This is a genomic window from Yoonia maritima (assembly GCF_002933395.1).
Taxonomy (GTDB): domain Bacteria; phylum Pseudomonadota; class Alphaproteobacteria; order Rhodobacterales; family Rhodobacteraceae; genus Yoonia; species Yoonia maritima_A.
In genome coordinates this window covers 249,814-271,005 of record NZ_PKFN01000010.1, presented here as the reverse complement: position 1 = coordinate 271,005, position 21,192 = coordinate 249,814, and the positions used below count along the sequence as shown (strand labels likewise).

Annotated in this window: 19 protein-coding genes; 2 read left to right on the top strand and 17 right to left on the bottom strand. The window is 55.0% G+C overall.

Annotated elements, in window-relative coordinates:
* Positions 1 to 10: 10 nt before the first annotated feature.
* From rpsO to CYQ09_RS14565, 8 genes are all read right to left on the bottom strand, one after another.
* The gene (gene rpsO, locus CYQ09_RS14600; RefSeq protein WP_106746122.1) at positions 11 to 280 is read right to left on the bottom strand and encodes a 30S ribosomal protein S15; all 270 of its coding nucleotides are present in this window, start codon (positions 278 to 280) and stop codon (positions 11 to 13) included.
* Between the two features lie 133 nt (positions 281 to 413).
* Entirely contained in the window at positions 414 to 1,256 is an 843-nt protein-coding gene (locus CYQ09_RS14595; protein WP_239495958.1) for a calcium-binding protein, read from the bottom strand.
* Between the two features lie 98 nt (positions 1,257 to 1,354).
* Positions 1,355 to 1,873 (bottom strand): DUF1643 domain-containing protein, encoded by a 519-nt coding sequence (locus CYQ09_RS14590; RefSeq protein ID WP_106746121.1) that lies wholly within the window; start codon positions 1,871 to 1,873, stop codon positions 1,355 to 1,357.
* Positions 1,874 to 1,906: 33 nt separating this feature from the next.
* Positions 1,907 to 2,812: a tRNA pseudouridine(55) synthase TruB gene (gene truB / locus CYQ09_RS14585; RefSeq protein ID WP_106746120.1), complete on the bottom strand. Its 906-nt coding sequence runs from the start codon at positions 2,810 to 2,812 to the stop codon at positions 1,907 to 1,909.
* Positions 2,813 to 2,983: 171 nt separating this feature from the next.
* Positions 2,984 to 3,892, bottom strand: a complete 909-nt coding sequence (locus CYQ09_RS14580) for a type IV pili methyl-accepting chemotaxis transducer N-terminal domain-containing protein (RefSeq protein WP_162617689.1) — start codon at positions 3,890 to 3,892, stop codon at positions 2,984 to 2,986.
* Positions 3,893 to 3,978: 86 nt separating this feature from the next.
* Positions 3,979 to 5,559, bottom strand: coding sequence for a phosphate ABC transporter substrate-binding/OmpA family protein (locus CYQ09_RS14575; RefSeq protein ID WP_106746118.1), 1,581 nt, complete (start codon positions 5,557 to 5,559; stop codon positions 3,979 to 3,981).
* A 358-nt stretch (positions 5,560 to 5,917) separates the two neighbouring features.
* Positions 5,918 to 7,951 (bottom strand): DNA helicase RecQ, encoded by a 2,034-nt coding sequence (gene recQ, locus CYQ09_RS14570; RefSeq protein WP_106746117.1) that lies wholly within the window; start codon positions 7,949 to 7,951, stop codon positions 5,918 to 5,920.
* A 139-nt stretch (positions 7,952 to 8,090) separates the two neighbouring features.
* Complete coding sequence (locus tag CYQ09_RS14565) at positions 8,091 to 8,423, bottom strand: hypothetical protein (RefSeq protein ID WP_106358538.1); 333 nt, start codon at positions 8,421 to 8,423, stop codon at positions 8,091 to 8,093.
* A 407-nt stretch (positions 8,424 to 8,830) separates the two neighbouring features.
* Between CYQ09_RS14565 and CYQ09_RS14560 the strand changes: the two genes are divergently transcribed.
* Both CYQ09_RS14560 and CYQ09_RS14555 read left to right on the top strand, forming a co-directional pair.
* The gene (locus CYQ09_RS14560; RefSeq protein WP_106746116.1) at positions 8,831 to 9,475 is read left to right on the top strand and encodes a histidine phosphatase family protein; all 645 of its coding nucleotides are present in this window, start codon (positions 8,831 to 8,833) and stop codon (positions 9,473 to 9,475) included.
* A gap of 10 nt (positions 9,476 to 9,485) precedes the next feature.
* Positions 9,486 to 10,526 (top strand): saccharopine dehydrogenase, encoded by a 1,041-nt coding sequence (locus CYQ09_RS14555; protein ID WP_106746115.1) that lies wholly within the window; start codon positions 9,486 to 9,488, stop codon positions 10,524 to 10,526.
* Between the two features lie 11 nt (positions 10,527 to 10,537).
* On the opposite strand, the gene CYQ09_RS14550 is transcribed toward CYQ09_RS14555, so the two are convergent.
* The 9 genes from CYQ09_RS14550 to CYQ09_RS14510 all read right to left on the bottom strand — a co-directional run bounded on the left by CYQ09_RS14550 (position 10,538) and on the right by CYQ09_RS14510 (position 21,156).
* A complete protein-coding gene (locus tag CYQ09_RS14550; protein ID WP_106746188.1) occupies positions 10,538 to 10,855 on the bottom strand; it encodes a DUF3775 domain-containing protein in 318 nt (105 codons plus the stop codon).
* Positions 10,856 to 10,918: 63 nt separating this feature from the next.
* A complete protein-coding gene (locus CYQ09_RS14545) occupies positions 10,919 to 12,148 on the bottom strand; it encodes a DNA recombination protein RmuC (RefSeq protein WP_106746114.1) in 1,230 nt (409 codons plus the stop codon).
* Complete coding sequence (mutL, locus tag CYQ09_RS14540) at positions 12,145 to 13,983, bottom strand: DNA mismatch repair endonuclease MutL (protein ID WP_204353965.1); 1,839 nt, start codon at positions 13,981 to 13,983, stop codon at positions 12,145 to 12,147. The genes CYQ09_RS14545 and mutL overlap by 4 nt, the downstream gene beginning before the upstream one ends.
* 60 nt (positions 13,984 to 14,043) lie before the next feature.
* Entirely contained in the window at positions 14,044 to 15,357 is a 1,314-nt protein-coding gene (locus CYQ09_RS14535) for a M16 family metallopeptidase (protein ID WP_106746112.1), read from the bottom strand.
* Positions 15,357 to 16,688: a M16 family metallopeptidase gene (locus CYQ09_RS14530; RefSeq protein ID WP_106746111.1), complete on the bottom strand. Its 1,332-nt coding sequence runs from the start codon at positions 16,686 to 16,688 to the stop codon at positions 15,357 to 15,359. The genes CYQ09_RS14535 and CYQ09_RS14530 overlap by 1 nt, the downstream gene beginning before the upstream one ends.
* Before the next feature lie 84 nt (positions 16,689 to 16,772).
* Positions 16,773 to 17,282, bottom strand: a complete 510-nt coding sequence (locus tag CYQ09_RS14525; protein WP_106746187.1) for a DUF3035 domain-containing protein — start codon at positions 17,280 to 17,282, stop codon at positions 16,773 to 16,775.
* Positions 17,283 to 17,335: 53 nt separating this feature from the next.
* Complete coding sequence (gene lspA / locus CYQ09_RS14520) at positions 17,336 to 17,824, bottom strand: signal peptidase II (RefSeq protein WP_106746110.1); 489 nt, start codon at positions 17,822 to 17,824, stop codon at positions 17,336 to 17,338.
* A 9-nt stretch (positions 17,825 to 17,833) separates the two neighbouring features.
* Positions 17,834 to 19,423 (bottom strand): bifunctional phosphoribosylaminoimidazolecarboxamide formyltransferase/IMP cyclohydrolase, encoded by a 1,590-nt coding sequence (gene purH / locus CYQ09_RS14515; RefSeq protein ID WP_106746109.1) that lies wholly within the window; start codon positions 19,421 to 19,423, stop codon positions 17,834 to 17,836.
* Positions 19,420 to 21,156 carry a heparinase II/III family protein gene (locus CYQ09_RS14510; RefSeq protein WP_343229863.1) on the bottom strand — a complete coding sequence of 579 codons (1,737 nt, stop codon included), beginning with the start codon at positions 21,154 to 21,156 and terminating at the stop codon, positions 19,420 to 19,422. The genes purH and CYQ09_RS14510 overlap by 4 nt, the downstream gene beginning before the upstream one ends.
* Between the last annotated feature and the right edge of the window lie 36 nt (positions 21,157 to 21,192).

Sequence of the window (21,192 nt, the reverse complement as noted above, 5' to 3'; positions counted from 1 at the left end):
ATTTGTCGGCTTAGCGACGTAGGCCCAGACGCTCGATCAGGCTTTGGTAGCGTGCTACGTCTTTGGCCTTCGTGTAGTCCAAAAGCTTACGACGCAGAGCAACCATTTTAAGCAGACCGCGGCGGCCGTGATTGTCTTTTTTGTGGGTCTTGAAGTGCTCTGTCAGTGTCGCGATGCGCGATGACAAGATAGCAACCTGAACTTCGGGCGAACCTGTGTCGCCTTCTTTGGTTGCAAATTCTTTCATGATCCGTGCTTTATCTTCAGCAGTAATCGACATCGGGGTCTCCTTGTTATTAAGGGTGAATGGCGCGATCCGGGATGTCGTCCAGAAAGGCCCGTGGAGGTTCCGGCAAGGGATTCCCTGCGCGGATGGCTGCGTTTAGGGGGATTCCGCTAAAAAGGAAAGCTTTTTATGTGGAAACCAGCGTGACCGAAGAAAGATCAAGTTCTGTCAGATTACTGAATGTGGCAACGATTTGATCGTCGGCGAGCAATACCAAACCGTCGTCAGATAGCTGTGTTGTGATTGTCGGTTCGTTCCCCGTATAGCTGATTTCGATTACGTCTTCGCCGGGCGCAAAGTCTTGGATGATTGTCCCGGTGTCGGTCCCCAGCACAAAGGTATCAGCGCCAGTGCCGCCGTTTAGGATGTCGTCATTTCCGCCAATCAGCACATCATTTCCTGCGCCGCCGTTCAGAAAGTCGCGGACGTTGTCTGCGCGATCTTCAATAGTATCGTCGCCCGCGCCGCCATGCAGAGTGTCCGCACCACCGCCACCGATTAATGTATCGTCACCCAATGAACCAAGCAGCATGTCTTCGCCTGCGCCACCCAATAGGATGTCATTGCCACCGCCACCGTTCAGACTATCGTTCCCAGAGCCGCCTTCGATACGATCATCACCGATGTGTCCAAACAGGTTATCATTCCCAGCATTGCCATTGATCTGGTCATCACCCGCTCCGCCGTGGATTTCATCGTCGCCCGCACCACTTGCCAGCAGGTCATGACCGCCTTCACCATCGAGATAGTCATCGCCTGATCCAGTGGTTACAATATCATCGGTATCACCCGAAAAAACGATCATGTCTGCATCGACCGCATCCATGAATTCGTCCATTGGCATGATGTATTCGTCATCGATTTCATTGGGGCCGTCTTCGGGTGTGGCGGTCTCTGGTTCGTCGTCTTCAGGGTCCACCAGCATAATTGCTGACATTGTCACCCCAAGAATTCCTAAAATCGCCAACATTGTCATTACCTACGGTCGAGCGAGTCGCTATCGACCCACCTGCAGGTTATTTTCTAGCATAGCCAACGCGTTGAGCAGTCTGGAAACTGCCGCAATGGTTAACGTGTCGTCGGGTCCCAACGCATCGGTTGTTGAGTATAGCTGATGTATAGTGGGTGTTTGGGGTGGCCATATTTGGTCAGCCCCAAGGTAAAGATCGGTTTCCCAGTCTTGTGCAAAAGCGCTGCTGTCGCAGCACCGCGTTCCAAATGTTCGCCGTGTGTCCCCCAAGCGGCGATAATTTGATCCGCCCAATTAACTGATTCCAATAGAACGGCGTCATTTTCTGAGCCGACTGGATCATTGGCTTTGCGCATCAAGTGGGGATCAGTCTCGCGCCATGCGAAGATGTTCGTTACCCGGAACGCGCCAAAACCCAGTGTACGGGCACGCCTTTCGCAACGTTCAACTGTTGGGTCGTTTTGAACCTCGGTTGCTTTGGATGGGTTTAGCATCACGAACATTACGCGCTTGCCAGTGTCTTCCCAGATTCTGGTTAGCGCATAGCGGTAGCGTTCGCAGTCCGAATAAAGTGCGGTCGAAGGCGCGTCGTCTTTGGTATGGCTTCGTACAATCATCACTGCGAAGGGGAAGGTGGATTAAAATCCACCCTACGTTACAAAAACGCGGGTTGGTTGGATTTCGCCACCGCGGTAGGTGCCGACAGCGATGGCCTTGCCTTCGAAGGATGCCCATACTTCTTCGCCGTATTCGATGCCTGACGCGATCACCGACGCCGGGTTGCCGTTCCGCAGCTTTGTTACGCTTTCAGCAAGGCATCGGACCTCTGGTAGATCTTCGAGCCCGATTTCTAGGGGTTGGATAAATGCGTCTAATTCGGTGGTTTTTGCGAGCGCGTCGATTTTTTCGAGGGTTACGCCATCGGTCGCTTGAAATGGTCCAGACCAAATCCGGCGCAACGATCTTACGTGGGCTTTACAGCCTAACGCCTCGCCTAGGTCGCGGGCGATTGAGCGGACATAGCCCCCTTTGCCGCACGTCATTTCCAGAACGACATGATCGGCGTCTGGGCGGTCAATAAGAAGAAGCTCTTCGACCCACAGCGGACGTGCCGCGAGTTCCATTTCTTCGCCGTCGCGCGCTTTTTTGTAGGCGCGTTCACCGTCTACTTTGACGGCTGAAAACTGAGGTGGAACCTGCATGATGTCGCCGATAAAGGCACCAAGCGCGGCCTTGATGGTTTCGTCGTCCGGGCGCAGATCGCTTGTCGCGATGACTTCGCCTTCGGCGTCGTCGGTATTTGTCGCCTGACCAAGCCGAATGGTAAAGGTATACGCCTTTAGGGCATCAGTGATGTAAGGAACGGTTTTTGTCGCTTCGCCCAATGCCACGGCTAGAACGCCGGTTGCTTCGGGATCAAGTGTTCCTGCGTGGCCTGCCTTTTTCGCGTCAAGCGCCCAGCGAACTTTGTTCACCACGGCGGTCGAGGTCAGCCCGGCGGGTTTGTCCACCACGAGCCAGCCAGAAATATCGCGTCCCTTGCGTTTGCGCGCCATCGTTCATGTCCTTTGTCAGATTGCGCGCTTGCTAGTCGCCCAAAGCGCAGCGGTCAAGCACGACAGAAAGTAGCGCGATGTTAACAGATTTGGAGGTGGGGTTGATTTTTTGTCTTTTCGACAAAAAGCCGCCCGCATATCGGTTGCGCGCGGCTTTTTGTTCTAAGCAGTTCAGAGCCCCGATTTACTGCTTTCGATGTATGCGGGGATAATTTCGTCGAATTTGCGGTTAATTGCTTCGAATTGCTGATCGATGCTTAGGGCGAGTGTGACGTCTGTCGATCCCGCCACCTGATCAAGGTCGGCTTTGAGTGTTGTCCAATCTGCGGCGATGGTTTCGAGCGATGCACGAACTTCTGGCGTTGGTGGCGCGGATACGCCGAGGCTATCGAAACCGTTGATCAGCGCGCCCATCGAGGCGTCAAACCGACCTACAGATTTGTCAAAACGTGTTGTGCTGCCCATCACGGTGTTTCCGGTTATCAAGCCGCAGGCTTCTTTGCTGATTTGATTGGAAAGCGCTGGCTGGCGGGTCACAATATCAAGGGTAAATGCGTCGCTTTGCAATAAGGCCGGCGGGATTGCGTAGTCAGCAATGATTTCGCGTAGCAAGTATTTTGACGTGTGCATCATATTAAGGTTGTGACGCGAAACATAGTCTGTCCCGTCAGTCGGACCTTCGCCGTTTAGGCGCCCCAGTGCGGCTTCTTTAAAGCGGTCCCACTGTGACGTTACACTATAAATCGTCGAGTTCAGTCCGCGCCCTTCCTCGGGTGTGTCGATGCCTAGTGCAGGGTCACCTTCTGTCAGCGCTGTTAGATAGCTGTCATAGTCGGCAACGCTTTGCGTGATTTGTGCGCTGTAGGCGTCGATCTCGATCCCGGCGTCGAAAAAGCACGACGCGACGGCCATGCGTTGTGCCGTTTCACGCATCAACCCGCCGACATGCACGCGCTCTGCGCCAGCCATATAAACCGCGTCGGCCTCGCTTTGTGCGAAAACTGACGTGCTTAGGCAAACGCTGGCGATCACAACGCCTGTAAGCTGCTTGGTTGCGGCAATGGGTGACTTTTTAGACATGGCGACCTCTTTACTCCGCGACAGGGTGAGATGCGCGTTGCCGCACATCTGTGATGTCATAGCGTTTGAAAACTTGTTGAACCCGCTCATTGTGTGCTGATCCATGTTTCGACGCGACGGTTAATTTGGCGTCCTGATTCTGTTGTGTTGCAGGCCGCCGGTGCGATTTCACCAAAACCAGTGGTTTTGATTGTCACATCGCTAAGGCTATCGCCCGCGAGTGTTTCAAGTGCGGCGCGCACTTGGGCGGCGCGTCCCTCTGCGAGTGACAGGTTGGGACCGAATGCACCGACCGAATCCGCGAACCCGACCAATGTTACTTCGGTGCCTGCTGGCATATCCTTGAGATAGTTTGCCAGCCGCGTCAGGTCAGCCTGGCCGCGAGGGTCAAGTATTGTCGAGCCGGTGCGGAAACGGAACGTGGATGACAGGCGGTCGTTGTTTGCCATCAGCGCGAGCATATTACTTGCCACGCGCTGTTCAGCGGCATTTGTACCTGATTGAAGAACGGTTTTGGCGCGCGGACTTGCGAGGCCCATTTCGACCCGCTCAACGCCCAGATTGATAAAGCCTGATTGCCGGATAACACCGTTCGCTGCATCAGATGTCGCGTAGTCGATAAACCCAGTTGCCATTGGGTCAGCAACATCACCGCGGTTGTACAGGAATAAGCGGCGGAACAATGTGTATTCCTCGGTTTTAACTGAAAACGCATCAGGCTCTGTGCCAATTCCACATTCGCTGATCAATGTTAGCGGTTTCTGTCCGCGCTTAAATGCAAACCCAACGTAAGCAATCGCGCCTTCATTTTCGTCAACATAGTTCGAGGCTTCGACGTTGTCGGTGGCCGTAAATGCGCTGGGTGCGTTTGCTGGTGAATTGCCGCCAAACACGCCTGCGTTAAAGACCGAAGCGGTGTCAGAGTCGCTTGTTACCACGGATACAGGAAGATCGGGTCCGCCGACCTGCGACCAGTTTGTAACTTCGCCGCGATATATGCGCGCCACGTCGGAAACGGATAGCTGTGTTACTGGGTTGGATTGATTAACAATCACCACCAGGCCGTCCAGCGCGAGAATGTGTTCTTGGTCCAGTGCGGTCATGTCGCCAGCGCCATTTGCAGCAAGTGCTGTGGCTTCGTCTGCTGTGATGGGACGCGCGGACATTGCGACCTGCGTAGTGTTGTCGAGCAGCCCAGAGAAAGCGTCGCCTGCGTTGCTAGAGCTAACCAGATAGGTGCCCATCGAATCGCCGAACCCTTGTTGGCCGACAAGCGTTGCTGCGAACTCTCCGTCGTTTGCAGTGGTGGTCACCGAGGATTCTGCATCTTGTGATGTCGCGTAGCCGCCCATCAATAGGGGCATCAAACCTTGTGCAATAGTGTCAGACCCGCTGATTGTGATGTCGGCTTCAATCGCTTTGGTTGTTGGGCAACTTTCGCCCTCGCAACGTACGCGGTTGGTCGCAATACGAAGATCACCCAACGCGGTTTGAAGAAGGTAGTAGTCGTCGACGACCCCGATCAAATTACCCTGAAGGTTGATCGTACCATCGGTCGACCGCAATGTGACAACGTCAGCTGCTGCGCTCGTGCATAGCGCGGTTGTGCTCGCCAGAATGAGGGTTCTCAAAATAGAACGTTGTTTGGTGCTGGTGGTGTGTTTCAAAGAAGAGCTCCATTCTACTAGGTCCCTGAGCGGGCTGAAATTTTAGGGCGTATTGTTTACCCGATGTACGGATATCGGCCAATACAAATGAGATTTCACAGCATCCTGAGAACAATTGTGGTGCCATTATGGCAGGGATCGGGCGTGAAATTACTTTAAACTTGGTTGAATGGCGTCGCAGATCACGTGTCCTGGTAGCGCTAACTGCCTATTTTTTGTGTAGCCACAATGGGATACGATGAAAATTTGACCAAGTGTAAAACACGGCATTTGGGCACAGAAATGTGGCGAAATTTTTAAATGCGACCGTGAATGATTTTTTATTTTGCAGACAGGCTGTGGGTAAAACGACACGCTATCAGGAGGATATGACCTCTAAAAAGGCTTCGCCAAATCGCTCGGCGTACCGTTCTCCAATTAAGCGTTCTAGCTGGCTAGCGTCAGCGTTGCGCATTTGTGCCACCTTAGCGAGCGTGGACGCGGTGCAGCTCATCGGTTTATCCGCGCCATGCGGACCGCGTGACAATGCGGCTTGCACTTCAAGTAACCGATCGTAGATTTCACCTTCGTTCCGTCCGGCTAGTTTACGCCTTGCGGGGTGGGTTTCTTCGACTGCGCCAGCAATGACTTCTAGGAAATCACGACCGTAGCTTTCCAGCTTTTTCGCGCCAACCCCGCCGATCTGCGCCATTTGGTCCAAGGTGACTGGGCGCTTTTCGGCCATTTCGATCAGAGTACGGTCATTGAAGATGATGTAGGCTGGCACCCCGCCTTGCTCTGCCAAATAGCGTCGCTTTGCTTTAAGTGCGGACAGTAATGGCGCGTCTTCTTCGCTGACAAGCATCCGGACTTTGGGTCCGCTGCCACGCGCAGCGCGAATGGTATCACGCCGCAGTTCGATGGTTGCTTCGCCACGCAAGATTGGCCGGGCGGCTTCGGTCATGCGCAGCGCGCCGTGGCGTTCGCGGTCAGGCCGAAGCAGGTCATGCCCCATCATTTGCCGGAATATCGCCTGCCATTGGCGTTTGTCGTATTCTTTGCCAACGCCGAATGTGGGCAAACTATCGTGCCCGCGTTGCTGAATCTTATCGGTTAGATCACCACGCAGAATGTCGATTAGATGCCCCGCGCCGAACCATTCTTCGGTCCGCAGCGCAGCAGACAACGCCATACGCACAGCGGTGGTGCCGTCGAACACCTCGGCGGGTTTATCGCAAAGGTCGCAGTTGCCGCAGGGGCCTGGGGTTTCACCGAAATACTCAAGCAGGTTTTGACGGCGACAACGAAGCGCCTCGGCCAACCCTAACAGCGCGTTTAGACGCCCATGGTCAGCAGCGCGACGTTCGGGCGGTGCTAGCCCTTCATCGACTTGTTGGCGGCGGAACCGGATATCATCGGGGCCAAATAACGTTAGCGTTTCGGCTGGCGCACCATCACGACCGGCGCGACCGATCTCTTGGTAATACCCTTCGATTGATTTCGGCAGGTCGGCATGCGCGACCCAGCGAATATCGGGTTTGTCGATGCCCATACCAAAGGCGACAGTGGCACAAACGATTAGCCCGTCTTCTTGTTGGAAACGGCGTTCAACGATGCGGCGGTCGTCGGCTTCCATGCCGCCATGATAATGGCACGTCGCATGACCAGCATCGTTCAACGCTTTGGCAAGGGTTTCTGTTTTTGCACGGGTCCCACAATAGACAATGCCGGACTGCCCTTTGCGGGCCGAAGCAAAGTTCAAGATTTGCGCGCGTGGTCCGTCTTTGACCGCAAAGGCAAGGTGGATGTTCGGCCTGTCGAAACCACGCAAGAATGTAGAAGGCTCTGCACCATCAAACAGTTTTTGCACGATTTCGACTTGGGTTTCAGCGTCAGCCGTAGCAGTGAACGCGGCAAGTGGTACATCCAACGTGCGGCGTAATTCACCGATGCGCAGGTAATCAGGGCGGAAGTCATGACCCCATTGGCTGACACAGTGGGCCTCGTCGACTGCAATCAGGTTCACGCCAACGCGTTTTAGCATGTTGACCGTGCCACCCGAGGCGAGCCGCTCTGGCGCCATGTAGAGCAGTTTCAGCGTGCCAGCCTCTAAAGCGGCAAAAACGTCGTCGGTTTCTTCTTGGGTATTGCCCGAAGTAAGTGCACCTGCCGAAACTCCAGCTTCGCGTAGTCCGCGCACTTGATCGCGCATAAGGGCGATCAGCGGCGAAATAACGACAGTAACGCCATCGCGTACCAACGCAGGCAATTGGAAACACAGGGATTTACCGCCACCTGTTGGCATAATCGCCAGCGTGTTTTGCCCAGCGATTACTGCCTCTACGATATCTTGCTGGCCCGGGCGAAACGCATCAAAACCAAAGATATCACGAAGCAGCGTGGCAGCGGGCATATAGGGTAACCTGTGTGGACGGGTATTTAAGTTCCGCGCACATTCCCACGTTCAGATTCTGGCAGCAAGCGCCGGAACGAAAAAAGGCCGCCTTCCTTACGGAAGACGACCCTTCTGGAGTACCGCTTGCGCGGATAGCTTAGCGAACGATGTCGTAATCTTGCTGAGCAACAACTTGACCGTCTACTTTCAGCAGGGCGATCACTTTGTTCAGTGGTGTACCACCAACGTTGACGCGAACGTCGCTGTTTGCACCAGCGTGGACAGATTCAGTTCCGATCAATGTGCCGATTTCGCCTGAAGCGCTTTTGTAGATCTCTACAACGCCGTCACCTTCAGCGCGAACGATGCCCAGATCCAGAATTGAAGTCGCATCCAAGTTTTCACCTAGCTCGAAGTAGCTTTCTGCAGAAGCAGCAGAACCCAGAGCGGCGACAGTTGCAGCAGCAAGTGCGATTTTTTTGATAGACATGATATGTTCCTTTTTCTCTTTTATTTTGCGACGTTAATGCCGCTGATTGTTTGTCTCGGCGGCGTTGTTTGCCGTGTTGATGAATTGCATATCGGGTGCTTGATGCCGTTTGAAAAGGCCGATTTCGATCACGAAAATGGTGATCAATGTGATCGGAAATAGTTCTTGAAAATGGTGCGGGCAGCCCCAATAGCTAGGTTCTGTGCGACAGTGAACGAAAGTAATTCCATCTCTGTGCGTTCGTGCGATGCTCAGAGTTTAGGCGCGATCACAAAACTTATGCGAACGCATAATTGTGAGGAGAAATATTTCTGCCAAATTACGGCTGTGTGATCGATTTTGGCGATCCGCAGCCGTTGCCACGGATGAAATCCCAACGTAGCGTCCCCGAAAATAGGAGTACGACAATGGGCGAGATCATATTTGTGCGCCACGGTCAGGCAAATTCAGGCGCGACTGACGAAGAAAGCTATGACAAGCTGTCAGATCTTGGGCATCAGCAGGCCCGTTGGTTGGGCGATTACCTGCGCGACCGCGAAGCCCCATTCGACAAAGTGATCGCCGGCAGTCTACGCCGTCACCGCGAAACGGCAGCCGGGATGGGGTTTGCAAAACCTGTCATTGATCCACGTCTTAATGAGATGGACTATTTTAGTCTCGGTAAGGCGCTTGATGATGTGCACGGTGTGCCGATGCCCGGCCCGGATGAATTCGCGGCCCATATTCCACAAGTCATGGAAGCTTGGCATCGCGCTGAAATCCAAGGCGTCGAAACATTCGCATCGTTTGAAGAACGGGTAACAGGTGTGCTGCAAGAAGCCGCGCAGCCGGGTGTTCGTGTGCTATGTGTGACATCTGGTGGTGTGATTGGGATGATTTTGCGCCATTTGCTGTTGTTAGACCCAACACGGTTGGCGCATGTATTGCTTCCAATCATGAACACGTCAGTGCATAGGGTTCACGTCATTCCGCAGGGGCCGATTTTGGCAAGCTTCAACGCAGCGCCGCATCTGGATCATCCAGACCGTGCGCATGCGATTACTCACTATTAAGGAACGAAAAATGGTGCATCTTTGGGTTCGCGCGGAAAGCCGCACCAACGAAGAACGTGTTGGCCTTACGCCGGACGGCGCAGCGCAGCTGCTGGAACAAGGGTTCACGGTCACGGTCGAAGAAAGCCGTCAGCGTATTATCCCAATTGCGGAATACGCAGCAGTCGGTTGCGACATCACGCCCGAGTTTTCATGGGTGGATGCGCCAGCTGATGCGCTGATCTTTGGGCTCAAGGAATTGCCCGAAGACGGCACACCACTACGCCACCGTCACATCATGTTCGGTCATGCCTACAAGGGGCAGCCATCGGGGCGCGTCCTGCTGGACCGGTTTCAGGCGGGCGGCGGTGCGCTGTATGATCTGGAATATCTGACCCACGCAGATGGTCGCCGTGTCGCGGCGTTTGGCTATTGGGCAGGGTATGCAGGTGCGGCTGTGTCGCTGATTTGCTGGATCGCACAACAAAACGACGGGCAATCGGGCCCGGTGCATGCTTATCCAAATGCTGCTGACATGCGTGCTGATTTGCTGTCGCGGTTAGGGGACACCCGCCCGAGCGCATTGATCATCGGAGCGCTGGGCCGTGTGGGTACTGGCGGTGCTGATCTATGCGAGGCGATGGGGATGCAGGTTACCAAGTGGGACATGGCGGAAACCGCTTCGGGCGGTCCTTTCCCCGAGGTGCTAGCGCATGACATCTTCTTGAATTGTATCCTTGCACGACCGGGGACACCTGTGTTCGTGCCAGCGGACGCGAAGGCCGCAGACCGTAAGCTGTCAGTCATTGGGGATATTGCTTGCGATCCAGACAGCGATTTTTCACCGATCAAGGTTTATGACCGGACCACGACATGGGCTGACCCAGCTCTGCGCGTGCACGATGATCCGGTTTTGGATGTAACGGCGATTGATAACCTACCTTCGATGCTGCCTGCGGAAAGCAGTGAAGATTTCGCCGGGCAGTTACTGCCTCATCTCATGACGTTGGGTGCATTGGGCCAAGATGTCTGGGGACGCGCAGGTGCATGTTTCAAAGGGGCGGTGGGTTAAAACCCACCCTACTATAACAGGTCATCCTGTAAAACGGTCGGGTCTATACCTAATGCTTCCAAACCGGTCTCAAGGTGGTTGGCCAAATGTGGCGATCCCTTGAGGTATTCTGCCGTGGGCGTCGTTGCTTCTTCGGCGGCCGTGCGCAGCGCTTCGTCCAGTTCTTCTGGTTCAAAGTTACCACGACCAATCCAAAAAACGGCGACTAATACGGCCTGTTCTGTTTGGGTTAGGTGATTAACAAAGCCATCGAACTCTGGCTCGGCCCGATTGAGCTCACGGGCGAGGATGATCACCTCTGCGATTTTATCTGTCGTGATTGGTAGCATGTTCACGTCCTCCTTATCCGCACTATGGGACAAGGCGTGATGCATGACCTTGATCTGGCGCAACTAGTCCCGAAGTGGGACGACCTTTGGGTCTGGCGGTGTTTCGAGTTCTTCAAAATCAAATTGGTCGAGCCGATTGGCACGTTTGCCAGCCTTATCCGCCGAGATTTTAATTTCTTCGATGTCTTTTGCCGCCTGCGCAAAGTGACGGTCAAGGTTCCCGACCCGCCCGACCAGTCGATCAACGTCACCACCTAGCAGAGCCAGTTCTTTGCGGATCGCGCCAGTTTGTTCGCGCATGCGGGCATCTTTGAGGATAGCCCGCATGGTGTTCAAGGTTGCCATGCAGGTGGTCGGCGAAACAATCCAAACGCGTGCGGTAAACCCTTCACGTACAATATGAGGCAGGCGGCTGTGGATTTCGGCATAGACAGCCTCGGAGGGGAGGAACATCAGCGCGCCGTCAGCGGTTTCGCCTTCGATAAGATAGCTGTCTGATATTTTGCGAATGTGTACGCGCACCGCCTGACCTAGTGCAGTAAGCGCGCGGTCCCGGTCGTGTTTGGTTTCTGCGGCGACAAGGGCCTCATAAGCCTCGAGCGGAAACTTCGCGTCGATCACAATAGGGCCGGGAGGATTGGGAAGATGGATCAAGCAATCAGCGCGGCGGTTGTTTGATAGGGTCGCCTGCCAAGTGTAGCTATCTGCGGGCAGGGCTTTGGATACGATGTCTTGCAGTTGGATTTCGCCAAACGCACCGCGTGTTTGTTTGTTCGAAAGAATGTCCTGTAATGACAGCACGTCGCCGGACAGTTTTTCGATATTGGTTTGGGCCTTGTCGATTGTGGCGAGCCGTTCCTGCAGTTCTGTCAGGCTTTTGGTTGTTTTCTCGGACGAACCGGTCAGCGTATCCTTCATCCGTTCCTGCATTTCTGCGAGTGCATAGGCTGATTTCAGTGCGTTATCGGCCAAACGTTCGGACATCTGCGCCTGAACCTCGGCCATTCGCGTTTCCATCGTTTGAATGACGCGGATTTGGGCGTGCGCTTGTGCGTCTGAAACTGTTTGGATGTTCCCCGCGAGTTGCTGTTGCCCTTGACCGAGGGCGTTGACGTTCACGGACAGCTGCCCGACTTGCTGCGCGACGCTGTAAACGGCATCAGCCGACCGGCCTGCACGACGCGCGGTTGTGATCAGCAGAATAAGCACCAGAAACATAAGGCATGCGGCCGAAACTACCCCGACCACCAGCGGATCGCTGAACGCATAGGTCTGGTCGCCGATCTGGATCATGTGCGTCCGAACAGCCGTTCAATGTCTGATAGTTTGAGTTCCACATAGGTCGGGCGCCCGTGGTTGCATTGCCCTGACAGTGGTGTTGCTTCCATTTCACGCAAAAGCGCGTTCATCTCGGGGCCTTGCATGCGACGCCCAGACCGGATTGATCCATGGCAGGCAACGCGGCTTAGGATCGCTTCGATCTTGGCTTTGACGCTGGCGCTGTCGCCTTGGTCGGCCAGTTCGTCGATGATGTCGCGGATCATGGCAGCTGCGTTTACTTCGCCCAAGATGGCCGGGGTTTCGCGAACAGCGATTGCACCGCCGCCGAAAGGTTCAATGGTCAGCCCAAGGCGCGACAGATCGTCGGCGATCGCAAGCAGCATCGCGGCATCGCCTTCGGCCATCTCGACGATTTCAGGGATCAAAAGCGCCTGTGCTGCGACCCCGTTTTCCGCCATCTGGTTCTTTAGCTTTTCATAGACCAGCCGTTCGTGGGCCGCGTGTTGGTCGACGATCACGATCCCATTTTCGGTTTGGGCGATGATATAGTTTTCGTGCACCTGCGCGCGCGCTGCCCCTAATGGAAGGTGGGCAGGCTCATCTTCGACGACTGGTTCGACGCGCCCTGATGGTGTTTCTTGGAAGCCGGGTGCTTGGGCCTGAAATGTCATGGAACGGGCGCTAAAGCTTGGGCGCGTTGGTCCAAGGCTCTTTTGGTCCATCTGATAGACGCGCGGTTCAGTTAGCGGCTGTTGTGGCTGCATCGCGCCCAACGTTGCCGTCGCGACGGTCGTCGATGCCCGGTGCCCCGCGCCAGCAAGCGCATGGCGTAGCCCGGATACGATCAACCCGCGGACAGTGCCGGGATCGCGAAAACGGACTTCGGATTTGGCGGGGTGGACGTTGACATCAACCAAGGTTGGTTCGCAGTCGATAAACAGCGCAGCAACAGGGTGCCTATCGCGCGATAGCACATCCATATAGGCGGCACGTAATGCGCCCAGCAGCATTTTATCACGAACCGGACGCCCGTTGACGAACAGGAACTGCGCAATCGCCGCACCACGCGAATATGTCGGCAGGGCCGCATAGCCCGTCAGGTGAAAACCTTCGCGCTCTGCGTCGATTGCCAATGCGTTTTCTGCAAATTCGCGTCCTAGCACAGTTTGCAACCGACCGTGTAGCGCGTCGAATAAATCGCCGGTTTGCGCATCGGCGCGGAAGGTCGTCCGGTTGTCGCCGTTTGATGCATCACGCAGAATAAAAGTGATGAAAGGTTCGGCCATTGCGAGCCGTTTGATCACGTCACCGACGGCTTGTGCTTCGGCGCGGTCGGTGCGCAGGAATTTCAGCCGGGCAGGGGTCGCATAGAACATGTCCCGTAATTCGACGGTCGTACCTGATGATAGGGCGGCGGGGCGAACATCGCTCATCTTGCCGCCCGTAACGTCGATGCTTGCGGCATCTGCACCCGGGACACGTGATGTGATGGTCAGGCGGCCAACGGCACCTAGCGACGGCAGGGCCTCTCCTCTGAACCCAAATGAATGGATGTTCAGCAGGTCAGATCCGTCTATTTTCGATGTGGCATGCCGGGACAAGGCGAGCGGTAAATCGCCAGCTGCAATCCCGCAACCATCGTCTGTCACACGGATCAGGGTCTTGCCGCCGTCGGCAATGACAACCTCAATCCGGGTTGCACCTGCATCGACAGCGTTTTCAGCTAGTTCTTTGACGGCCGAAGCCGGACGTTCAAGAACTTCGCCCGCCGCAATCCTGTTGATCGCGGCGTCGTCAAGCTGCCGAATTACCGGGCGGGGCTTTATCTGGGGGTCTGCTATGGCCATGCCACAAACTATAGCATGAACCTGCGATTCTGCGAGAGAAGAGTTATAAACCCAGCGTGATCAATTTGGTGTGCTTTCCAACCCTTCGGGTTTTCCAACGACAACGAAATGCAGGTTGTCTGGCTGCAGGAGTTCACGTGCGACCCGGTTTGCGTCTTCTAATGTGACCGCTTCGATATAGTCGTTTCGGTTGATCACATAGTCGGGCGACAGATCGATCATCTGCATGCCCACCATGATATTGGCGATATCGCTGTTCCCGTCAAACCGTAGCGGATATTCACCCGTCAGATAGGTTTTGGCGCGGTCAAGTTCTGCCTGCGTAATTCCGTTTGTGGCAGTGTCGGCCCAAACGTCGCGTGTTACTGCGATCGCTTCGGCGATGGTTGCGTTCGATGATGCAACCGATCCAAGCATCATTTCAGCATGGAATTTTGGAACAAGGTAGGTTCCAATCCCGTAGGTCAGGCCACGTTTTTCGCGTACTTCGTTCATGAGCCGCGATTCAAAACCACCGGACCCCTGCACATTGTTCAACACATAGGCGGCAAAGAAATCAGGATCGTTCCGTTTCATGCCTGCGTGGCCAAAGAATGCGACGGCTTGCGGGGTATCGTAGTCAATGACGGTCATGCCGCCATCAAGGCTAAATGCGATGTTATCAGGCAATTCGGGGCCTTGCTCTGGCAGATCACCTAATAGCGTATCAAGCATCGGTCCAACCTCGGCTGGGGTGATGTCACCGACAACCGACACGTAAAGCCGGTCGTGTGTAAGTGCGCGTTGGTGTGCTTCATGCATGTCTGATTGGGTCAGGGCGTTCACGCTTTCGACTGTCCCGTCGCTGTTGGTGCCGTAGGGGTGGTCGCCGAATGCAGCGGAATAGAATGCTGTGCTTGCGATGCTATTAGGCCGCTTACCTTCGGATGCAATGTTGGCCAGAACCTGTGCGCGAACACGGTCTAAGGCGTCTTGGTCAAATGTGGGTTCAATCAGTGCTTGGCGCAAAAGTGCGATAGCCTCGTCCTGATTTTCAGTGAGGAATTGGGCCGAAACACCAATCGAGTCATCATAGGCCGAAAACCCGTAACTTGCCGCTAAGGCTTCGCGCGCTGTCTGAAATTCTTGGGCGTTCATGTCGCCCGATCCTTCCTCTAGCAACCCCATCATCAGGTTGGTCGCGCCGCGTTTGCCCGGCAAATCCAACGATGTGCCGCCACGAAAACGGATTTCCACGGCAATGAAAGGGATGCTTGGTTCTTCGACGACCCATGCGTTGATCCCACCGGGGGAAGTTACTTCGTTAATGTCAATTTCGGCGCTGGCCGTCGTGGCAAACAGGCTAAGCGTAAGGGCGATAAACGAGCGAAACATTAGCGGGCGTCCTCTTGGGTGGCGACAACCCAGCCGGTGACGGCCTGATCGCGGTTGAGTACTTTTGTGGCGACAGTTTTGACGTCTTCTTCGGTGACAGATTGGAGAATGTCAGGCCATGCTTGCACATCTGCGACCGTCAGGCTTTGACTAAGCGCTGCACCGTATCGCTGAGCGAGACCCTGTGTGTCGTCCAATGCATAAATTTCAGAAGCCCGCAGTTGTGTGCGGATGCTTTCCATGCGCGCTGGATCTATATCGTTCGCGATGAAGTCTGCGATAACCTGATCCATTGCTGCTTCGGCTTCTGATAATTTTACGCCAGTCGCGGGGGCGACAGAAACGCTAAATGTAGCGGTATCCAACGAGCTCCCGTTATACGAGGCGCCCGTGTAAAGCGCGGTTTGCGTGTCGAATTGAAGCGCAATACCGAGATCAGATGTAAATGGTGACCCGCCCAATAGGTCTGCAAGATAGACAAGGGCTGCGGCTTCTTCTTGTGCGCCGGGGTCGCGTTCGGGGGCCAAATAACTGCGGGTGAGGTAGGGTTGGCTCACCCGTGGATCAGTGTATGTGATCCGACGTTCTGCGCGCTGTGGTGGTTCTTGGGGGCGGATGCGTTCGGGTAGGTCGGGTTCAGACGGGATGACACCATAATAGGTTTCCGCCAATGCGCGTACCTCGTCGGGTTGCACATCACCTGCAACGACCAGCACGGCGTTGTTTGGGGAATAGTACAGGTCATAAAAGGCCAGCGCGTCATCGATATTCAGCTGTTCCATCTCGTGTTTCCAGCCGATGACAGGCACACCGTAGCGGTGGTTTTGATACTGCGCAGCGTTGAACTGTTCGCGTGCCAATGCGCCGGGATTGTTTTCGGTGCGTTGATTACGTTCTTCGAGCACGACATTGCGTTCAGTCGCGATGTTATCCGCAGTGATGGCCAGATTGGTCATCCGGTTGCTTTCCATCTGCATCATCAGATCAAGCCGATCAGCAGCGATGCGTTGAAAATATGCGGTGTAATCGTAACTGGTAAAGGCGTTGTCGCTGCCGCCGTTCGCGGCAACGGTCGCTGAAAACTCACCCGATTCCAGAATGTCGGTTTGCTTGAACATCAGGTGTTCAAAGAAATGCGCGACGCCGGATGCACCAACGGGTTCGTCCGCCGAACCGATTTTATACCAAACCATGTGTACAACAACGGGCGCGCGGTGATCTTCGATCACGACGACCTCCATCCCGTTGTCTAGGGTGAAGGTTGTCACCTCTTCCGCCTGCGCGGCGGCAGTTGTGGTGATCATCGCCAAAGCGGCAAGCAAACGTTTCATAGGCACCCTTCCGGTTTCGTCAGATGCAAACTGACGCCGGGTGCCGTGATGTTCAAGCCGCCATACGCGGATGTGAGGATTGTTTTACTGTTCCGCAGGTGCGGTTGGCACGATGACGCCCAACGCAGCAAGGCGTGCTAGCTCTGCATCGGCGTCAAGCGCCTGACCTGCGTAAAGAGGAAAGTACCGATCTCGGTTCAGTGGATTGAATACGTTCGACAGCTTTTTGCGCTTGCGAGCGGCTTCGTCCCGTACAGCCAATTCAGCACGGATATCAGGGTTTACGCCATAACGCGCGGTCTGTGCGACAAGTGCGGTATCACTGGACGGAATACCACCAGCGTATTGCGCGGCAGGGTTTCCGCCAAGCGCACGGATAGCATCGGCCTTTGGTGTTGGATCGGCAAGGTTAGTGCCACCCGGTGTAGGCGTTGGTAGGGTTGTTGTTGCTGGCAATTCTAGCGACCGTGAAGGAATCACCGAAAACTCATCAGGACCACCATCCGATATGCCGGTACTACGCAAAGGGCGTTCTGTGTTTCCGCACGCGGCAAGTGTGACAAGCGTCAGAACTGATAGAATAATTGCACGCATTAAAGCACCCATTGAAAGTATCGCATTCTGTGTAACCGAAGCCCGCGGCGACGTCACGCGCTGTTCTTCTTGGGGCTGGATTTGTGATCTTCGCCCAAAAATGCAAGGCCAACGGCCCCAATAAAGATCGCGACATCAGCGATGTTAAATGAATACGGGTTGTTGAAACCACAGCAGGACATGTTCAGGAAATCGGCGACTGCGCCATAGAAGATGCGGTCAACGACGTTGCCAATTGCACCGCCAATCAGAAAACCCGCTGACATGTAGACCCATTTTGATCCACCGTTTTTACGCAGCCACCAAAGGACTGCGGCCGAGATGACGACCGCAAGCCCAATAAGAACCCAGCGCATGTCGAAACCGGAAAATAGGCCAAAGTTGACCCCACGATTCCAAGCCATCTGGAATTCAAGGTAGGGCGGGAAAACCTCGATCTTGCCGCGCCCGGGATTTCCCAGACCAAGCCAATGCACCACGTAGTATTTGCTGGCTTGATCCAGCAGCAGCACCCATAGCCCGGTCCAGAAAGTTAGACGCATATCCGCCCCTTAGTGTTTGAAGTGGCGCATGCCGGTAAAGACCATCGCGATCCCGGCTTCGTCAGCTGCGGCGATAACTTCGTCGTCGCGCATTGAACCACCCGGCTGGATCACACATGTCGCACCAGCGGCGGCGGCCTCTAGCAGGCCATCAGCGAATGGGAAGAACGCGTCAGACGCAACAGCCGAACCAATGGTCAAAGGCTGAGGCAGTTCCATGGCTTCGGCCATACGCTCCGCTTTTTTCGCAGCGATCAGGGCAGAGTCCAGACGTGACATCTGGCCAGCGCCCACGCCCACTGTTGCCTTGTCTTTGACATAGACAATTGCGTTGGATTTGACGTGCTTTGCTACCTTCCATGCGAATAGCAGATCAGCCATTTGTTCGTCGGTCGGGGCAACCTTTGTCACGACTTTCAGATCATCCATGCCGACGTAACCGGTGTCTTTGTCTTGAACCAACATGCCGCCAGCAACCTGACGGTAGGTTGTGATCGGTGTCTTTGGATCGGGCAGCGCCTCTGTGGTTAGAAGGCGCAGGTTTTTCTTGGCGGCGAAGACAGCTTTGGCTGCGTCTGATGCGCCGGGGGCGATCACGACTTCGGTAAAGATTTCGACGATTGCCTTGGCGGTTTCTTCGTCCAGCGGCTGGTTTAGCGCAACGATCCCACCAAAAGCAGATGTGCGGTCACAGTTAAACGCGTTTTGGTAGGCTTCAAGCAATGTCGCGCCACGTGCTACGCCGCACGGGTTCGCGTGCTTGATAATTGCGACAGCTGGGCTTTCGGCTGGGTCGAATTCAGCGACCAATTCAAACGCCGCGTCAGTATCGTTGATGTTGTTGTAAGATAGTGCCTTGCCTTGGTGCACAACTGCGGTCGCAACGCCGGGGCGGTTGGTGCCGTCAGTATAGAATGCCGCAGACTGGTGGCTGTTTTCGCCGTAACGCATGGTTTGCTTGAATGTGCCGCTGAATGAACGGCGACGTGGCTCATTCTGGCCAATCGCGCTAGCCATCCAAGTGCTAACGGCAGTGTCATAGGCTGCTGTGCGGGCATAGGCGGTTTGTGCAAGACGCTGGCGCAGGGCCAACGTTGTTTGACCGTCATTCGCGTCTAGCTCTGCAAGAACCGCGTCGTAGTCTTCGACATCTGTCACAACAGTGACAAACGCATGGTTTTTCGCTGCGGAACGGATCATCGCAGGGCCGCCAATGTCGATGTTTTCGATGCAAGCCGCGTAATCGCCGCCCTTCGCAACGGTTTCCTCAAACGGGTACAGGTTCACGACCAACAGATCGATTGGGCCGATGTTATGTTCGACCATCGCATCGCGGTGCCCGTCTAGATCGCGGCGCGCCAACAGGCCACCGTGAACAACGGGGTGCAGCGTTTTCACGCGGCCGTCCATCATTTCTGGGAAGCCAGTGACATCGGCCACATCGCGAACTTCTAGTCCAGCATCGCGCAATGCTTGGGCAGAGCCGCCGGTGGACAGCAATTCAACGCCGCGATCAGCAAGCGCGCGGGCAAGATCAACAAGTCCAGTTTTGTCGGATACAGAAAGAAGCGCGCGGCGCAGTGGTGCAAGGTCGGTCATTCAAAGTCCCCAGGTGTATATTCCACATCGTCCGCAACGTCGGTCTGAACAAGATCACGCAGGGCAGTTGGAGTGTCTTGCGCCTTGGCCAGTGACCAACGGACGCGTGTCGCATATGACATTGCGCGTCCAGATAAAACCACTTGATGTGTCCCAAGAGGCCTTAATCGACCATTTTGTAGGTAAACTGAGGGGGCAAGCGACAGCTCAGCGGCACCATCATGGGTAAACACCCATGTTTCGCCCGATTTGAGCGCAAGGAACACGTTTTGATGATCTAATGTCGCAGTGACGTCGGGGTGTAGGTGAAACCTTATTTTATAGCCAACACCGTCGGTACCACGCGCCGCGTCAAACTTTGCATCATCTGTATCGTCGAGCGTGGTTAGCAGGTCTTCGCAAGTCAGTTGTCTGCCATCGATAGATAGTTGCAATATGCGCGCATGGGTCAATCCGTGGCTGGTTTGGTACCCGTTGTGTGATAGTTCGGCGCATCGTCTACCTTCGGCAATGGGGGCGTTGTAGCGCACGGTGTCAGGCGTTTCGCTTAGTTCTGCGTTGTCAGTGTTCAGACGCGATGATGACACACCATCAAGACCTAACGTGGAATGGCTTGCTGTTGCGCGGCTGGCTCGCCGCCATTCGGTCCCAAAGCGCGCGCCAGATCCGCTGTTGACGATGATTGGCCGTCGCCCAGAATTTAGTTCAAACCCCAACGTACTTGCGTGCCCTTTGAGAGACGCCATGTCGGTAGGCGGCGGAGAGGCATCGATAATCAGAGACGTACGCCCACCTGTTAGCTTCGCAAACCCCATGTGAAGGCCCGCACCCGGTGTTGTCCTGACGCCAGAATCCGCGAAAGCCTGATCGAGCCGACCCTCAAGTCCCGATCCGCCGCCATGAAACCGTGTCAGGCTTCCGTCACTATGTCGAAGTGCGCGCAATGTCGGGACGATTGCGTCAATGGCTTGCACGATGTTGCGGGGAATGCGCCGTTTTACGCTGGTTAGTGTCTGTACCGCTAGATTTAGAAGCGTCAGGATTTCCAGTAATTCTTCGGGATTGCGGGTTGCAATCTCCCCATCGCTGGAAACTTGTGATGCACATTCAGCCGCGAGCGCTTTGACGGCGGTGTCGACATGGCGGTCCATACTACTCAGCATGAGGCCAGCATAGATAAGACCAGCCAAGGCTTCGAACCGTGCAAACCCATGTGGGGCAGCCACCCAGCGTCGCGCTAGAAACAGCGTTTGCTGCCCAAGTGAACGCATGAATTGATCCGTGGCGGGTTGATCTTGTCCGCGCAAAAGGAAAGGCCCGTGATTGATAAGCCGTGTTAACCTGCGCCCTGCAACACTTGGCTCCCAGCCGGCGCTTCGTCCGTTTCCGTACCGTTTAATCCAATCATAAACCCATGTTTGGGCACGGGTCCGTGCCTTTTCATCGCCGACCGCGACAAGGTCATCCATCCAAGCAGAGCCGTGAATCTCGTTCATTACATCTGGATTGTCATGCGCAATGTCCCAAATCGACAGATTGGGGCCTTCAACGAATAGGCCAGAAAACAGAAAGTTGCCGGTGATCAATTGACGGCCACGACCTATAGCTCCGATCATCCGCGGCTCGGGCTGAATCACAAAGCTTGGAGTTATATCAGAAAACGCCGCGCGCCGGGCATGCACCCGGTTCATAAATGCTGTCCGGCGATCCCGCCATGTGGTCGCTTTTGCCAATTCTGCACTGCCTCGGCCAATTGTTATTGCGGACAG

Coding starts and splice junctions, on each gene's coding strand:
- rpsO (WP_106746122.1), bottom strand. CDS start 280: ATGTCGATTACTGCTGAAGATAAAGCACGGATCATGAAAGAATTTGCA.
- CYQ09_RS14595 (WP_239495958.1), bottom strand. CDS start 1,256: ATGTTGGCGATTTTAGGAATTCTTGGGGTGACAATGTCAGCAATTATG.
- CYQ09_RS14590 (WP_106746121.1), bottom strand. CDS start 1,873: ATGATTGTACGAAGCCATACCAAAGACGACGCGCCTTCGACCGCACTT.
- truB (WP_106746120.1), bottom strand. CDS start 2,812: ATGGCGCGCAAACGCAAGGGACGCGATATTTCTGGCTGGCTCGTGGTG.
- CYQ09_RS14580 (WP_162617689.1), bottom strand. CDS start 3,892: ATGTCTAAAAAGTCACCCATTGCCGCAACCAAGCAGCTTACAGGCGTT.
- recQ (WP_106746117.1), bottom strand. CDS start 7,951: ATGCCCGCTGCCACGCTGCTTCGTGATATCTTTGGTTTTGATGCGTTT.
- CYQ09_RS14565 (WP_106358538.1), bottom strand. CDS start 8,423: ATGTCTATCAAAAAAATCGCACTTGCTGCTGCAACTGTCGCCGCTCTG.
- CYQ09_RS14560 (WP_106746116.1), top strand. CDS start 8,831: ATGGGCGAGATCATATTTGTGCGCCACGGTCAGGCAAATTCAGGCGCG.
- CYQ09_RS14555 (WP_106746115.1), top strand. CDS start 9,486: ATGGTGCATCTTTGGGTTCGCGCGGAAAGCCGCACCAACGAAGAACGT.
- CYQ09_RS14550 (WP_106746188.1), bottom strand. CDS start 10,855: ATGCTACCAATCACGACAGATAAAATCGCAGAGGTGATCATCCTCGCC.
- CYQ09_RS14545 (WP_106746114.1), bottom strand. CDS start 12,148: ATGATCCAGATCGGCGACCAGACCTATGCGTTCAGCGATCCGCTGGTG.
- mutL (WP_204353965.1), bottom strand. CDS start 13,983: ATGGCCATAGCAGACCCCCAGATAAAGCCCCGCCCGGTAATTCGGCAG.
- CYQ09_RS14535 (WP_106746112.1), bottom strand. CDS start 15,357: ATGTTTCGCTCGTTTATCGCCCTTACGCTTAGCCTGTTTGCCACGACG.
- CYQ09_RS14530 (WP_106746111.1), bottom strand. CDS start 16,688: ATGAAACGTTTGCTTGCCGCTTTGGCGATGATCACCACAACTGCCGCC.
- CYQ09_RS14525 (WP_106746187.1), bottom strand. CDS start 17,282: ATGCGTGCAATTATTCTATCAGTTCTGACGCTTGTCACACTTGCCGCG.
- lspA (WP_106746110.1), bottom strand. CDS start 17,824: ATGCGTCTAACTTTCTGGACCGGGCTATGGGTGCTGCTGCTGGATCAA.
- purH (WP_106746109.1), bottom strand. CDS start 19,423: ATGACCGACCTTGCACCACTGCGCCGCGCGCTTCTTTCTGTATCCGAC.